Annotated in this window: 17 protein-coding genes; 8 read left to right on the top strand and 9 right to left on the bottom strand. The window is 36.6% G+C overall.

Annotated features, from left to right (window positions below; translation table 11 throughout):
* Positions 1-26 precede the first annotated feature (26 nt).
* Positions 27-518, top strand: a complete 492-nt coding sequence (locus ABH955_RS22515; RefSeq protein ID WP_002015902.1) for a phosphatidylglycerophosphatase A family protein — start codon at positions 27-29, stop codon at positions 516-518.
* A gap of 19 nt (positions 519-537) precedes the next feature.
* On the opposite strand, the gene ABH955_RS22510 is transcribed toward ABH955_RS22515, so the two are convergent.
* The 3 genes from ABH955_RS22510 to ABH955_RS22500 all read right to left on the bottom strand — a co-directional run bounded on the left by ABH955_RS22510 (position 538) and on the right by ABH955_RS22500 (position 4,884).
* Positions 538-1,017, bottom strand: a complete 480-nt coding sequence (locus ABH955_RS22510) for a GNAT family N-acetyltransferase (RefSeq protein WP_002015903.1) — start codon at positions 1,015-1,017, stop codon at positions 538-540.
* A 521-nt stretch (positions 1,018-1,538) separates the two neighbouring features.
* Complete coding sequence (locus ABH955_RS22505) at positions 1,539-4,112, bottom strand: FtsX-like permease family protein (protein ID WP_404491683.1); 2,574 nt, start codon at positions 4,110-4,112, stop codon at positions 1,539-1,541.
* Positions 4,096-4,884 (bottom strand): ABC transporter ATP-binding protein, encoded by a 789-nt coding sequence (locus ABH955_RS22500; protein WP_404454439.1) that lies wholly within the window; start codon positions 4,882-4,884, stop codon positions 4,096-4,098. The genes ABH955_RS22505 and ABH955_RS22500 overlap by 17 nt, the downstream gene beginning before the upstream one ends.
* A gap of 286 nt (positions 4,885-5,170) precedes the next feature.
* Here ABH955_RS22500 and ABH955_RS22495 point away from each other — a divergent pair, with 286 nt between their 5' ends.
* Positions 5,171-5,752: an NAD(P)H-dependent oxidoreductase gene (locus tag ABH955_RS22495; protein WP_404454442.1), complete on the top strand. Its 582-nt coding sequence runs from the start codon at positions 5,171-5,173 to the stop codon at positions 5,750-5,752.
* 32 nt (positions 5,753-5,784) lie between these two features.
* Here the strand turns inward: ABH955_RS22495 and ABH955_RS22490 are convergent, their stop codons facing one another.
* The 4 genes from ABH955_RS22490 to ABH955_RS22475 all read right to left on the bottom strand — a co-directional run bounded on the left by ABH955_RS22490 (position 5,785) and on the right by ABH955_RS22475 (position 8,453).
* Positions 5,785-6,315, bottom strand: coding sequence for a hypothetical protein (locus ABH955_RS22490; protein ID WP_016102217.1), 531 nt, complete (start codon positions 6,313-6,315; stop codon positions 5,785-5,787).
* Positions 6,316-6,429: 114 nt separating this feature from the next.
* Complete coding sequence (locus ABH955_RS22485) at positions 6,430-7,194, bottom strand: TIGR01457 family HAD-type hydrolase (protein ID WP_002034595.1); 765 nt, start codon at positions 7,192-7,194, stop codon at positions 6,430-6,432.
* A gap of 107 nt (positions 7,195-7,301) precedes the next feature.
* On the bottom strand, positions 7,302-7,934 hold the full coding sequence (locus ABH955_RS22480; protein WP_002139296.1) for a helix-turn-helix transcriptional regulator: 633 nt from the start codon (positions 7,932-7,934) through the stop codon (positions 7,302-7,304).
* Positions 7,935-8,012: 78 nt separating this feature from the next.
* On the bottom strand, positions 8,013-8,453 hold the full coding sequence (locus ABH955_RS22475) for a DUF86 domain-containing protein (protein WP_002015910.1): 441 nt from the start codon (positions 8,451-8,453) through the stop codon (positions 8,013-8,015).
* Positions 8,454-8,600: 147 nt separating this feature from the next.
* Between ABH955_RS22475 and glpX the strand changes: the two genes are divergently transcribed.
* From glpX to ABH955_RS22455, 4 genes are all read left to right on the top strand, one after another.
* Entirely contained in the window at positions 8,601-9,572 is a 972-nt protein-coding gene (gene glpX, locus ABH955_RS22470) for a class II fructose-bisphosphatase (RefSeq protein ID WP_002068074.1), read from the top strand.
* A gap of 16 nt (positions 9,573-9,588) precedes the next feature.
* A complete protein-coding gene (locus ABH955_RS22465; protein WP_002034592.1) occupies positions 9,589-9,855 on the top strand; it encodes a DUF3055 domain-containing protein in 267 nt (88 codons plus the stop codon).
* A 373-nt stretch (positions 9,856-10,228) separates the two neighbouring features.
* Positions 10,229-10,726, top strand: a complete 498-nt coding sequence (locus ABH955_RS22460) for a S4 domain-containing protein (RefSeq protein WP_404454445.1) — start codon at positions 10,229-10,231, stop codon at positions 10,724-10,726.
* A gap of 11 nt (positions 10,727-10,737) precedes the next feature.
* On the top strand, positions 10,738-11,259 hold the full coding sequence (locus ABH955_RS22455; protein WP_404441903.1) for a GNAT family N-acetyltransferase: 522 nt from the start codon (positions 10,738-10,740) through the stop codon (positions 11,257-11,259).
* 10 nt (positions 11,260-11,269) lie between these two features.
* Here ABH955_RS22455 and ABH955_RS22450 read toward each other — a convergent pair whose 3' ends face one another.
* Positions 11,270-11,572 carry a YutD family protein gene (locus tag ABH955_RS22450; protein ID WP_002015914.1) on the bottom strand — a complete coding sequence of 101 codons (303 nt, stop codon included), beginning with the start codon at positions 11,570-11,572 and terminating at the stop codon, positions 11,270-11,272.
* Positions 11,573-11,690: 118 nt separating this feature from the next.
* Here ABH955_RS22450 and ABH955_RS22445 point away from each other — a divergent pair, with 118 nt between their 5' ends.
* Complete coding sequence (locus ABH955_RS22445) at positions 11,691-12,269, top strand: YhcN/YlaJ family sporulation lipoprotein (RefSeq protein WP_002015915.1); 579 nt, start codon at positions 11,691-11,693, stop codon at positions 12,267-12,269.
* A gap of 28 nt (positions 12,270-12,297) precedes the next feature.
* On the opposite strand, the gene ABH955_RS22440 is transcribed toward ABH955_RS22445, so the two are convergent.
* A complete protein-coding gene (locus tag ABH955_RS22440; RefSeq protein ID WP_404441906.1) occupies positions 12,298-13,029 on the bottom strand; it encodes a MerR family transcriptional regulator in 732 nt (243 codons plus the stop codon).
* Between the two features lie 99 nt (positions 13,030-13,128).
* Here ABH955_RS22440 and ABH955_RS22435 point away from each other — a divergent pair, with 99 nt between their 5' ends.
* Positions 13,129-13,944, top strand: a complete 816-nt coding sequence (locus ABH955_RS22435; RefSeq protein ID WP_404491682.1) for a YhfC family intramembrane metalloprotease — start codon at positions 13,129-13,131, stop codon at positions 13,942-13,944.
* The last annotated feature ends 23 nt before the right edge of the window (positions 13,945-13,967 follow it).

The following is a 13,967-nucleotide window of genomic DNA, read 5'->3' as shown; positions in this document are numbered from 1 at the left end:
ACTAAAAAGAAAAAAAGGTGATAAACATGAAAGACTCAAATCAACTACAAGAAAGAGCATTACAACTATTACAAGAGCGCGGTGTAACAATTGACGATATTGCTGATCTTGTTCATTTTCTTCAAAAGAAATACCATGCAAATTTAGAGATGTCAGAATGTCGCTATAACGTTGAGCGTGTACTATCAAAACGAGAAGTACAAAACGCTCTTATTACAGGCATTGAACTTGATGTCCTTGCTGAAAAAGGAATGTTAAGTCAGCCGTTACAAGATATCGTAAAACGCGATGAAGGACTATATGGAATTGATGAAGTCATCGCACTTTCAATCGTTAACGTGTACGGGTCAATTGGCTTCACGAACTTTGGATATATCGATAAATTAAAACCAGGTATTTTAGAATACTTAAATGATAAATCAACTGGAAAGGTGCATACATTCCTTGATGATATCGTTGGCGGAATCGCTGCCGCTGCTTCAAGTCGTTTAGCGCACCGTGCTGAGCATTCGGAATAAGGGGTCTAGGCCGTCAGTTTCATACTGACGGCCTTTCATATTCCATAAGCATGAACTCTCTTCCACGGCTCAAAAAAAGAGGTCCTACTTGAAATCCAATGTTTTTATATAGCCTAATCGCTCTCTTATTGAATGTCGCTACACTCAGTCGAAACATTTTCGAATTCAATTCCTCAGTAGCAAATGCTATTCCCGCTTGAAAAAATATTTCTCCCATCCCTTTCCCTGTTAACTCTGGCTTCATTCCAAGCCCAATATCTACTACATCTTCTCCCCTATATAAATTAGCATCTCTTCCCCCTGGCACTTGTGCATTTTCTCCAAAACAAAAATAGCCGATGAATTCTCCATTCTCTCCGCAACAACCGTAATACGTTCCATCTAGCAACTCTTCTATTACTTCAGCATCTCCCGAAAAGCTATATAACGTATAGGGATTTTCATACTTCCACGTATTTATTTCTTTCGCTTCTTCTTCTGTTAACTTATGTATATCCATTCATCTCGCTCCTTATCAAATACTCTACTAATCTATATGTATTTACTCATTCATTTTCCAAACTTGATTCTCCTCTAATCGTAATATGCATAGTTACATACGCACACCCCTTTAAAAAATGCTAAAATTTATTTGAATCGCTGTTGTTACACTTCTTGATTAAGAAAGACTGTTAACCGGAAAATTAACGTCTTATCAAACTCAAGCAATTGGCACGTTTTGTCATCATGAAAGACACTCGAAAGAGTGTCTTTTTTCTATACCTGAGCAGGACCTGCTCATTTACAAAATTAATGCATAAATTAATATAACTCTTTAAACGCATTATTCCCTTTCTATATGTTGCGGCGTTCGTTGCGACATATTCGGATAATAAAAAGCACTCCAGCCAGAGTGCTTTTTACTTTCAAACAAGGAGGTTACATATATGGATAGTACTCTTGTATTTAACTTTGGTATCGGTATTGTTATCATTTTATTCGTCTTCTTTGTACTTTGTATGAGCGGGATATAATAATCTTTTATGCTGATAACTCCTTTAAAGTATCACTCAATTTAAACTTTCTTAATTGTAATGAAGCAATCATTGCTGCTCCTGCTCCGAGTATAATGCTAGCTAGTGCCAATATTAAAACTTGATTATACGGAATGATAATAACCGTTAACTCTAAGCTTGATAACACAATATAACTAAATACAATTCCACCTAAAACCCCAATACAACCAGCTATCGCTCCAAGTAAAGTGCCCTCTAATAAAACAATCCGTCTCATTTGCTTCGGAATAGCTCCTACCGCACGAATCATACTAATTTCAGCACGTCTTTCATGTAAACTTGAGACAATCGCATTCATTAACCCTATACCAGAAATAATGAAAACAATTACAACTAACAAGCGAATTAACATCATCATTTGCGATAATAACTGCTCCTGTTCTTTTAATAAATCATGGCTATTAATAACTTCTACGTTCTCTTTATTATTTGTAATTTGTTTTACTTGCTTCTTAATCTCTTCAAATGATTGATTAGAATTTGTCATAACTTGAATTGCTTCATATCCTTGCACGTGAAACTTATCACGAACCCATTGTTCATTTACGAAAATGTCTAATCCTCTTCCCCTTAATCCTTGCTCAATAATCGAAACGACTTTAATCGTTTGTTTTTCTTTCCCTTTTCCTTGTACTTCAATCGTATCATGCAACTGAATCCCTAATGTTTTAGCAGTTCTCTTCGTAACGACTCCCTCACCATCTTGTAATGGCTTATTTAAATCTTGTCCTGTAATCACTTTCGCTTTTGTTATTTTTTGATAAGCAACAATATCATTCCCCACAACTTCTATCACATCATATTCAAAATCATCTTTCCTCACATTTTCATACCATTCTTGATCCGCTTTTTTAAAGTCGTAGTTTATAAGCTTCGCTGTAAAGTCAGTAACATTTGCTACGCTCTCTTCTACACCATCAATTTTTTTAATCTTCTCCATCCAACTAAATGGTAATGCTTCAGTACTTTGCGACTCTATTGGAATTCTTATTACTAAATCAGCTGGTAAATGTTTTTGCACTCCATCTTTCATACCCTCATACATAGAGTTTATATACATCGTTCCAACAAGTGCTAACATAAAACCAAATGCTAGTATAGCAACCGATACAGCTGCCTTATTTCGATAACGAATTACATTTCGACTACTAATCGTCGTTTCAATTCGTAATATCATTTGAAGTGGTTTTGCAATCACTGGTGCTATCATCCGAATAAACAACGGAATCGCAAATAACAAACCGACCGCAAATAACAGCGCACCTATCGCACTTGGATTAAAACCGATATACCGCTCTAATACGTTACCCGTTAGTCCAATAACAGTACCAATGATTAGAATGCTACCACTAAAAGCACTCCATCTCTTTTCTTTTTTCTCATCACTAGGAAGACCTGGCCTAAGCGCTTGAACTGGTGGAATCTTTCTAACCATGAAGGCTGGTATAATAGCCCCTATAATAGACATAACAATTCCTAGTAAAAACGTAATGAGTAAAATCTCGCCTGAAATCGAGAATGATTCTTTCCCTGCACCCTCAATATTCACCCATTTATTAATAAATGATGCTGCGAGTGTTTGCGTACCTGCTCCAAGAATAACTCCTGCTAGTGATCCGATTGCCCCAATACATAAAGCCTCTAATAAAACGACTAATATAATTTGATTTGGATTACTACCAAGTGCACGTAATAATGCCCATTGCTTAAATCGACTTCTGACAGATAAGAAAAAACTTCCCATTATTAAAAGGGCTACAACAAATAAGGCAATACCACCTAAACTAAAAATTAATGGCTTCATTACATTTAGTCGTTCAAATGCCTTATCTACATAAGTACGTTGGTCCACCTTTATATTTTCAATCTTTTTATGTACATCAAAAGCAATTGCTTTTTTCACATTTACATCTTGTACTTTCACTTGAACGAGATTGAATTGATTTGGTAAATTTAATTCTTTTTGAAGCCAATGGATTGGAAAATAAGCACTATGACCCATTGACGCCATTAACGGTGGATTTAAAATACCGACAACTTTCACAGCCTTTTCACCATGCTGCGGGAATGGCAGTTTAATCGTATCTCCTACCCGTATATTTTCACGATCTGTATACCCCTTTGTCAGTGCTACTTCAGCACCTTCTTTCGGATATCGTCCTTCTAATATTTTATAAGAATGCATTTCTGGAGAATCTTGCTCAACACCCCAATAAGATGGCTTTCCCGATAATTCTTTATAATGTGGAAAAGGATACGGTATAAGTGCTTTTGATATTTTTTCAGCATTTTCTAAGCCATCTATTCCTTTTAAACTCTCATTATTTAAATACATATCATTTTTTATATAGCCAAATTGTAAATTATAATCTCCATACCGACTTACTACTTGTTCCTTCACACTTTGCTCTACTGATTGATTGCCTAGCAATAACATCGTCGCTAACATAACACCTAATGCTGCACCGAGAGCAATCAACATATTTCGCAACCAATTTTGTTTCATCGATTTTACCGCATACTTAATTACCCATCGCATCACCTTTACCTCCTACTTTAAAGTGACGATTCATAATCTCTTGAATTTGAGTAACTTGTTGCGGGATATTTCGAAATTTCCATCCTTTACTTTCAGCATGCTCATGAATCACCTCACCATCTAATAAGAAAACGACTTTATCAGCATGAGCCGCTACGAATGGATCGTGCGTTACAATGACAGCTGTTTGTCCTAATTCATCACATGCATTGCGAAGTACCGCAATAATATTTTTGCTGTTTTCTGAATCTAACGCCCCTGTTGGTTCATCAGCTAATATAATAGCCGGCTCATTTGCAAAAGCTCTTGCTATCGCAACCCTTTGCTGTTGCCCACCTGATAACTGTGCTGGTAAATGCTTTTCTTTTCCTTTCAATCCAACGAGCTCTAATAAACGATTTGCTGTCACCGTTGCCTTCTTTTGCGAAACATTATCTAATAATAAAGGCAACCCTACATTTTCCTCCGCATTAAACACTGGAATTAAATTAAACTGCTGAAAAATAAAACCAATTTTATGCCTTCTAAATAAAGCGAGCTCTTTTTCTTTTAATGTTGAAATCTCTGTACCGTCAACTCGAATACTACCTACCGATGGAATATCTAATCCACCTAACAACTGAAGTAAGGTCGTTTTACCCGATCCACTTGCCCCCATAATACAAACAAAATCTCCTTTTTGAATTTGAAGATTAATATCTTTTAAGATCTTTACTTTACTATCCCCAATATCAAACGATTTTTCTAACCCTTCAATTTCAATAATATTCATCCCGATATCCCCTTCTCTCTCTATTTACCAATCTATATATTCTATTCGAAAATGCAAAATTTCTACTATTTTGTATTTTTTTGTCACATACTAACATTTATATTAACCAGCAGTAAGCTCCCTATTAGTGTGAGCAAATAATCAGTGCGGGATCGACAGCCCCCACCGATTAAAATTTCAATTTATTTCTCACGTCAGAAAAATTGACTCTCTTAAAAAAAGTAACCATAATAGTTACACGAATATATAAAAACTATTCACATATCCACAAGTAGGAGGAAGAACAATGAAACATGTAATCGTTTATGCACACCCGAATACAGAAAGCTTCAACCATGCAATTTTAGAAATTGTAAAAAGTGAATTAGAAGGAAAAGGTCATGAAGTACGCGTTCGTGATTTATACGAATTAAACTTCAATCCAGTATTAGGTGCTTCCGATTTCATCTCATTTTCCCAAGGAAACACACCAGAAGATATTAAAGAAGAACAAAAGCATATCTCTTGGGCTGATAGTATTACATTCATTTACCCAGTTTGGTGGGCGGGTCTTCCTGCTATTTTAAAAGGATACGTTGACCGTGTATTTAGCCATGGCTTCGCTTATGCTTACGGTGAAAATGGTATTGAAAAGTTATTAAGCAGTAAAAAAGGATTGTTATTATCTACGATGGGAAATTCGAAAGAAGTATACACAGCAGGCGGTATGTTTGATGCAATGAAAAAAACAACTGATGTTGGTATTTTTGAATTTACAGGCATTGAAACATTTGAGCATACATTCTATACAAGTGTTCCTTCTGTGGATAATGCTGTGCGTAAACAATATCTTGAAGAAGTTAAAGACGTAGTGAATCGTGCGTTTTAATAAAAAAACTCCGGTTATAACAACCGGAGTTTTTATTTCATCATCAATTTCGGAATATATCTTTGAAGAATGCTTTCTAATTCATTCATATCTTCCTGTCTAATAAGTAAATTCACATTATCATTCATTTTTTCTCGCCCGCGATATAAAAATATATTTCCTTTTGGATTTTCCCATGTTGATGTTTTATAGCCTTTTAATTCTTCGTATGAATAATAGTTCAATCCGTCTATTACACCTTTTTCATATATTTGTACACTTTTAATAAGATTAATCGCTATTAAAATCATAAAACAACTTGCTACAGCATAACTACCTGACTGAACGAGAAACTGTTCAACTGTATCAATATCGCCACTTACGTACTGAGCATATATATACATACATTGCCCGATGAAATACACCGGTCCAAGTAAGGCAATCCAACGTCGTTTCACCCGAGGATATGTTGCAATAAGTTTTCCCGCGCTTTTTTTCATTTCATTTATTTTATATATCTTCCATAGAACAAAGAACAAAACACATAATGTAAAAACAAACATAATACATGACATCCAGTACACTCTTATTTTCCCCCTTTACATCATTACATGTAAATTTTACATTTTAAATCCCTATAGTACATATGCAATTGTGCATAAAAAAACAGGCAACCTCTTCCGGTTACCTGCCTTTCATTACATCTTCTCAATCCACTCCGTCAAGTTGTGCACAACTTGCGTCGGTTGTACTTCATATTCTGTTAACTTGTCCACAGTTGTTACTCCAGTGTGGACAAGAAGGGTATGCATACTAGCATTTATCCCCGCTAAAATATCTGTATCGTAGTTATCCCCAACCATTAAAGCTTCTTCTTTTCCTATGCCAAGCACTTTTAACGCTTGTTCCATAATGATTGATTCTGGTTTACCAATAAAGATTGGGTCCACACCTGTTGATACTGCAACAACTGATGTTAATGAACCGTTACCTGGTAATAATCCGCGCTCAGTTGGAATTGCAATATCCCCATTTGTTGAAATAAACGTTGCACCGTTACGCACAGCAAGGCACGCTTTCGCTAATTTTTCATATGTGATATCACGATCTAAACCAACAACGACGAAATCAGGATTTTCATCCACAATTTCAAATCCTTTTTCCACAAGAGCAGCGTGTAATCCCTCTTCACCAATCATATATACAGTTGCATCTTGTTTGCGCTCATAAATAAAGTTCGCTGTAGCCATACTCGTTGTGAATATTTGCTCCGCTTTCGCTGGAATATCGAAACGAACAAGCTTTTCTGCAACTTGTTCTGGTTTACGAGTTGAGTTATTTGTAACGAATAAATATGGAATACCGCGCTCTCCTAACGCTTTTACGAAGTCGCTTGCTTCTTCAATTTGCTCTTCACCGCGATACATTGTACCGTCTAAGTCAATTAAATAGCCTTTATACATCTGTTTGTCTCTCCTTCTATGCTAACGTTCATATCTATCATACCACTCTTATATTAACCCCTTTTTCAAAAGAAAAAAACGCTTTACCTTAAAGCGTCCCATAACGTTCATTTTTTCTCTTTTATTTGGTACGAACAATTACAATCGCCCACGCACATGTTTGCTAACGTCTTCACATTTGCATCTGCAAATAACCGCTTATACATATCTTTTTCATCTTCACACACTTGCGGGAATCTCTCTGCAATTTCCTTTAACGGACAGTTTTGCTTTTCAAATATGAAAGAATGCTCCCCATCTCGCTTTATTTGAACCATATAACCGTTTCTCTCTTGCATAGCAGCTACTTCTTGAACTTTATACGCTAAATTGCTTTGATTACTTATCCTCTTTTGCAACTGTTCTTCCATTCGTTTCGTTCTCGCTTGCAAGACGTGACGCAACATTTTTTCATCGCCCATTCGAGCCAAATCTTCTAGCATATCAATAGCAAATTGCTTATATTCTTTCGGGAATGTATCTTCTCCCTTTTGACTTAATCCATACAAATATGTTGGTCGTCCGACATGCTGTCTTACCATCTTTGAATAGATTAGCTCATCATTTTCTAGTTTACTTAAATGTCGACGAATCGCCATCTCTGTAATTTCTAAAGCTTCGGCTAATTCTGCTACAGTATGCTCTCCTTTTATCTTCAGTAATTGTACAATCTCTTCTCTCGTAGTACGTGCTTCCCCCATAGCTCACCCTTCTCCCTTTTCTTTCTCCTATACAATATAAGATCCCCAAAGGAATTCCCGGGGATCTTATAAGCACAATTATTCTGGTACAAATGCAGATACAGGTCCTAATTCCTTTTCTAAATAACTGTGAATATTCGCTGGGTATTTCTCTACCACGGCGATATGTTTTTGAATCGTCTTATATAATTCATCATGATTCATTTGAATATAATCTTGCGTAAGCATTTTTCGAAGAAGAATAATTTCTTTAATATGCGCTCCCTCTTCTCCACTTATAACTCTCTCGTCCATTAAAATATCAATAATATCTTCGTAACTTCCTGGATCGCGCATAATAAATCCATCAATCATCGCATTCCCTACATCTAATATACAATCGATAATAAGATGCGCCATGCGCTCTAATGCGTAAAATTCAAACTCGGTTTCATATGTCTTTTTCTCTTGAAATGTATTTGTTGCTCGTTCTAAACATACTAGCATTTGTTCTATTTTTTTTCTGTCTACGAAGTACATGAATGTCACCTACCTGGAAATTAAAGCATTTACATTTTAATTGTAACGCTTTCTTCTGAAAAAATCGACAATTTTTCGAATTCACCTTTTCCTCGTTATTTGTTATAGTTATATTTGTATGATTTTTGAAATTGGAGGAATGCAACCTTGGAACGTGAACTCGCACTAGAAATTGTCCGTGTAACAGAAGCAGCAGCCTTAGCATCCGCACAGTGGATGGGCCGCGGAAAGAAAAATGAAGCAGATGATGCAGCAACTACAGCTATGCGTGATATGTTCGATTCAGTAAACATGGCAGGTACAGTTGTAATCGGTGAAGGAGAACTTGATGAAGCACCGATGTTGTATATTGGTGAAGAACTAGGAACAGGTAACGGTCCAGAAGTAGATATCGCTGTTGACCCATTAGAAGGTACAAACATCGTTGCGAAAGGCCTTGCAAATGCAATGGCAGTTATCGCAATCGCAGATAAAGGAAACCTTCTTCATGCTCCGGATATGTACATGGAAAAAATCGCGGTTGGTCCAAAAGCAGCTGGTAAAATTAGCTTAGATGATCCAATTGAAAAAACAATTGAAATTGTAGCAGAAGCAAACAATAAAAAAATTCGTGACCTAACGGTTATCATCCAAGAACGTGAACGTCATCAAGATATTATTGACCGTGTTCGTGCAAAAGGTGCACGCGTAAAACTATTTGGTGATGGAGATGTTGGTGCATCAATCGCTACAGCTTTACCTGGAACGGGTATCGACTTATTCGTAGGTGTAGGCGGAGCTCCAGAAGGCGTTATTTCTGCAGCAGCATTAAAATGCCTTGAAGGTGAAATGCAAGCTCGCTTAGTTCCAATGAACGAAGAAGAAGAAGCTCGTTGTCGTGAAATGGGATTAGAAGATCCTCGTCAACTTCTTATGTTAGATGACTTAGTAGCTGGTGATGACGCAATCTTCTCAGCAACAGGTGTATCTGCTGGTGAATTATTAGACGGCGTGAAATTCCTTGGCGGAGATTTAGCTGAAACATATTCTATCGTTATGCGTTACAAAACAAGAACGGTACGATTCATTAAAACGCATCACCATTTAGATCATAAACCACACTTAAACTTAGATATTTAATAAAGGAGCCATGTGTATGGAAGAACGTTTCTTTCTGTACGACGATACAGTCGCTACAAAAACTCGTTTCGTTAGCTTTTTGGGGGAAAATGAGCGTCATGATTTAGCGCTTTTATACTCCGATCGTCATTACGGTAAAACGATAGTCCTTGATATGCAAAGCAACAAATTTGCTATCATCGGTCCTGACGATTTAAACGAACAAGGCTACTTAGAGCATGCATTTTCGATGTCTGAAGAAAATGCAGAAGAATTACGCTCATTTTTATTTGAACTTATATAATTTATCTGGAGCACCAGCTATGTTAGCTGGTGCTTTTTTACAATTAATATTTTGAATTTTCAATCTTACGTGTTATACTTATGAACAAATCTATTTGGATAGAAAGGACGTTATCTGCGTATGCCAACATTTACTTTGTAATGGATCAGCAATTGGATAGCATTACTCTCAAAAAAGCACCGTGCTTTTTCAAGGGAGTAGTCTGCCCATTCCCATTACGAAGGAACGTAACGCATCTGTAGTATGATGTTTACGGAGGTTCCTCTTGGGGGAACCTCTTTTTATTTTTGTCTACTTCTTATGTCTTCATACTACAAGACATCCAAATAGCTGTATTACGTTCCTTTGCCACTAATATAAGAGGTGAAGGAAAATGCAGAAAGTACAACTTTCTTGGAGTTTATATGAAAACGAACTAGCAACAATCGAAAAATATTGTAAAAATTGCAGGCGTACTACCCTTTTTACCGACACGAACATTCGCAGGCATAACGCAAACGGAAAGAACATATACCGATTTGCAATTTATAAATGTCCGAAAGATCATACGTGGAATCAAAAACTTCATATTTATAAATCATTTACTGATCACGTCGAAACTGTCGAGATGACTCAGCAAGAACAAACGGAAACAAGTACTACCATTTCCATTAGACAATACAAAGAAAGTGGTATAGCCGAAATAACGATCGTATTAGACATAGTTTTCGGTTCCCACCGGATTGATAAAGTGTTATCCACATATATTTCAGATTGGAGCCGTGCACTCATTGTGGATAAAATTAAAAATGGGCATATCCAATTGAACGGACAACAAATAAAACCAAACAAAACTCTTTCTGAAGGTGATTACATTTCAATTTGTTTGTAAGGAGGACTCGCATGTTAAAGGTGAAAAAAGGTACGATTGATTTATTGAATGACTTAGATGTAATGTATACAGCATGCAAAGAATTACTCTTACAGAACCAAATTTACCAATGGGATGATTCTTATCCGACGCGAGAACACATTTCCTATCATCTAGAACAGGCCGAATTGTATTGTCTATTCCAAGATCAAGTACTTGTCGGTGCTGTTGTCTTAAACGAAGCAGAGTCTCCAGAATACAAACTAATTGACTGGTCAGAAATAGACGGACGCTTTCTTATCGTCCACTCTTTTGTCATCCATCCGCTCGCGCAAGGCAAAGGATATAGTAAAGTACTTTTATCCTTTTGGGAAAGCGAAGCAAGACAGATGGGCTACAAAGGAATACGCCTAGATTGCTTTACAGGTAATCCCGTTTCATTAAGCTTATATGAAAAAAATAATTATATTTGTCGAGGTGCTGTTTACTTTGCAAGTAAACAGCCTCCTCATAATTGGTATAATTGCTATGAAAAAATCCTCTTACAATCGTAAGAGGATTTTTTCATTTCTTCACTTTTCGTAATACAAAGTGTGCACAACCGAAGTTACAGTACTCGTATAAATACTCTGATAAAGTACTAATTTTCGTATCATATGTCGAACGTTGATTACTATCATCAAAGAATCCGCGCAATCTAAGTTGCTCATAACCCCAGTCTCCAACGATATAATCATATTTATTTAAAATTTCTGCATAGCGCTCTTTAAGTGCTTCTTCACTAAAACCGTCACGAAAGTTTTTAATCACTTCGTACTGAACATTATTAACGCTCACCGTAGTATGAATCTCTTGCTTTTGCTCCATTATGAACTTCCTCTCTAAGAATTCTTCTTTTTATCGTATCACAAAGCATAACAACCAACAATTTCAAATACAAAAAATTGAAAATTAGTGCATGCTATGGAGAAGGAGGTGCTACATCGTGAAAAAACAAATTATACTCTCTCTTCTCACTCTTTCCTTATTTGCAGGCTGCCAATCAACTAATAAAGCCGAAATGGAGCGTGAAGAAGGAAGTCGTGTTCTTGTTTCCAACAAAAACGACATGTATCATACGGAAAATACAAATACACGGCTCACAAGGGTGGGCTATTCATCTAAACAAAAACATGAAGTATCTAACAAACAAGTAGGAGCCATTAACCGTGAGAAAGTCGCCGAAATGATTACGAGCATGACAGTCAAACTTCCTGACGTCACCAATGCCGCTACACTCGTTACCGACGACGAAGTGTTCGTTGTATACCGTGCAAACACAACGGATCCGAAACTCGTAACAGATCAAGTATATAAAACTGCTTTGTCCATCGTCCCTCGCTATTATAAAGCATATGTATCAACAAACCAAAAGTTGATTTCTCAAATTCAAGGTCTTCAATCTGGTAGCTTAAACGATAAAGAATATGAACAAAGTCTTGATATGTTAAAACGTGAAATGAGCGATAATCCTCATTTGAACAATACGGGGGATCAAACTTTAAATGATATGATAAAAAAATAAAAAGGTGGAGAAAACCTCCACCTTTTTACTATTTCTTACGGTTTGCATAAACCTCCATCGCATCACACATAAACTGCGCTAATCCCACGCCAAACTTATCAATATTTTTCGTAAAGCGCTCATCAGCAACATACATTTGACCTAGTCCCTTAAATGCCTCTAATGAATATTCACCGAAGTTTTGCAAGTAATCGTACCATACCCCGATTGCTTCTTGTGCCTCTTTAGAATCCGGTGCTCCATTTCGAAGTGTCGCTAGATTTCTGTAAATAGTATTAAACTCCTCCTGTTTCTCTGTAGACATACCCTTCGCTGTTTTATTCGCTTTATCTACAGCCTCATCTCCCCATCGTTCACGTGCTTCTTCTTCGTACGGGTTATGACTAAAATCAAATCCTTCAAATTTCTCTTTATTTGTCATCTCAATGTCTCCTTTTGTATGCTTAATTGTTTTATCAATCGTCGCTATCACTTTATCCAACCTAGCTCGCTTTTCAAGAAGCATTTTCTTATGAAGCTGTAGTGCTTCTTTGTGGTCAAATGACGGACTCTTGATAATTTCTTTAATCTTCTTCAAAGGGAAGCCTAGCTCTTTAAAAAACAAAATTTGCTGCAACGTTTCTAAATTTCCATTGGAATACAGACGATATCCAGACTCTGTCGTCTCATCTGGGGTTAACAACCCAATTTCATCGTAATGATGCAGTGTGCGCACACTAATCCCAACTAAATTAGCTACTTCTTTTACCCTCATTGTCATGCGTATCTCCCCCTTAATACATACGATAAAGTATGACGCAACGTTAGAGTCAATAAGTAAATTCATTTATCTCTAAAAGTTTCATCTCTCCCATATTTCATGCATAATAGATATGTACATATATTAGAAAGCGGTGAAAGTATGGTTTCAAATACTGTAATTGCCAGCATCATATTTCAACTCGTTGTTTCGGTTCTGGTCCCAATTATTGTACTCGTTTATTTCCGTAAAAAATATAATATTAATTGGAAATTGGTCGGCGTTGGTGTTCTTATCTTTATTGGATTTACCCAAATTCTCGAAACACCGTTCCACCTATTTATGCGTGGTAATCCAGCAATCGCTCCATTTTTAGAAAATCCGTATGTCTTTGCAATTTATGGCGGACTAACTGCTGGTATTTTTGAAGAATTAGGACGCTTCGTTGCCTTCTTCTTCCTACTAAAAAAATATCTAGAATATAAAGATGGCTTCGCTTATGGAATTGGTCATGGCGGGATTGAATCCATTTTAGTTGGCGGATTCTCTGCCCTACAAGCATTAATCTTTGCTAATTCCATTAACAACGGAAGTTTCGCTCAAATGGTTGAAAAAATGCCTGAGCTCAGTCGTTTACAGGACATGTTAATTCAGCAACCTGCCTACTTATACTTACTTGGTAGCTTAGAAAGAATTATGGCACTCGTTCTGCAAATTGCCTTCACAATGCTTGTCGTATACGCGGTAAAACAAAAGAAATACATCTTCCTCGTATACGCTATACTATTCCACGCACTTGTAGACTTTTTCGCAGCACTTTACCAAACAAAAATGATTAACATCTTTGTAGCAGAAGGAATTACTCTTCTCTTCGCGATTGGTGGTTTCATTCTTATTCGTAAAATGAAAGAGAAATTAGTAAGTGTGCCAGAGTAAAAAATAACCCACCAGTTGGTGGG

It is taken from the genome of Bacillus sp. RC240, assembly GCF_044907945.1.
Classification (GTDB): Bacteria; Bacillota; Bacilli; order Bacillales; family Bacillaceae_G; genus Bacillus_A; species Bacillus_A mycoides.
This window is presented reverse-complemented; position numbering and strand designations above follow the sequence as displayed.

Coding starts and splice junctions, on each gene's coding strand:
- ABH955_RS22475 (WP_002015910.1), bottom strand. CDS start 8,453: ATGTACTTCGTAGACAGAAAAAAAATAGAACAAATGCTAGTATGTTTA.
- ABH955_RS22440 (WP_404441906.1), bottom strand. CDS start 13,029: ATGACAATGAGGGTAAAAGAAGTAGCTAATTTAGTTGGGATTAGTGTG.
- ABH955_RS22505 (WP_404491683.1), bottom strand. CDS start 4,112: ATGCGATGGGTAATTAAGTATGCGGTAAAATCGATGAAACAAAATTGG.
- ABH955_RS22480 (WP_002139296.1), bottom strand. CDS start 7,934: ATGGGGGAAGCACGTACTACGAGAGAAGAGATTGTACAATTACTGAAG.
- ABH955_RS22450 (WP_002015914.1), bottom strand. CDS start 11,572: ATGGAGCAAAAGCAAGAGATTCATACTACGGTGAGCGTTAATAATGTT.
- ABH955_RS22465 (WP_002034592.1), top strand. CDS start 9,589: ATGGAAGAACGTTTCTTTCTGTACGACGATACAGTCGCTACAAAAACT.
- ABH955_RS22510 (WP_002015903.1), bottom strand. CDS start 1,017: ATGGATATACATAAGTTAACAGAAGAAGAAGCGAAAGAAATAAATACG.
- ABH955_RS22460 (WP_404454445.1), top strand. CDS start 10,229: ATGCAGAAAGTACAACTTTCTTGGAGTTTATATGAAAACGAACTAGCA.
- ABH955_RS22485 (WP_002034595.1), bottom strand. CDS start 7,194: ATGTATAAAGGCTATTTAATTGACTTAGACGGTACAATGTATCGCGGT.
- ABH955_RS22515 (WP_002015902.1), top strand. CDS start 27: ATGAAAGACTCAAATCAACTACAAGAAAGAGCATTACAACTATTACAA.
- ABH955_RS22435 (WP_404491682.1), top strand. CDS start 13,129: ATGCATAATAGATATGTACATATATTAGAAAGCGGTGAAAGTATGGTT.
- ABH955_RS22455 (WP_404441903.1), top strand. CDS start 10,738: ATGTTAAAGGTGAAAAAAGGTACGATTGATTTATTGAATGACTTAGAT.
- ABH955_RS22495 (WP_404454442.1), top strand. CDS start 5,171: ATGAAACATGTAATCGTTTATGCACACCCGAATACAGAAAGCTTCAAC.
- ABH955_RS22500 (WP_404454439.1), bottom strand. CDS start 4,884: ATGAATATTATTGAAATTGAAGGGTTAGAAAAATCGTTTGATATTGGG.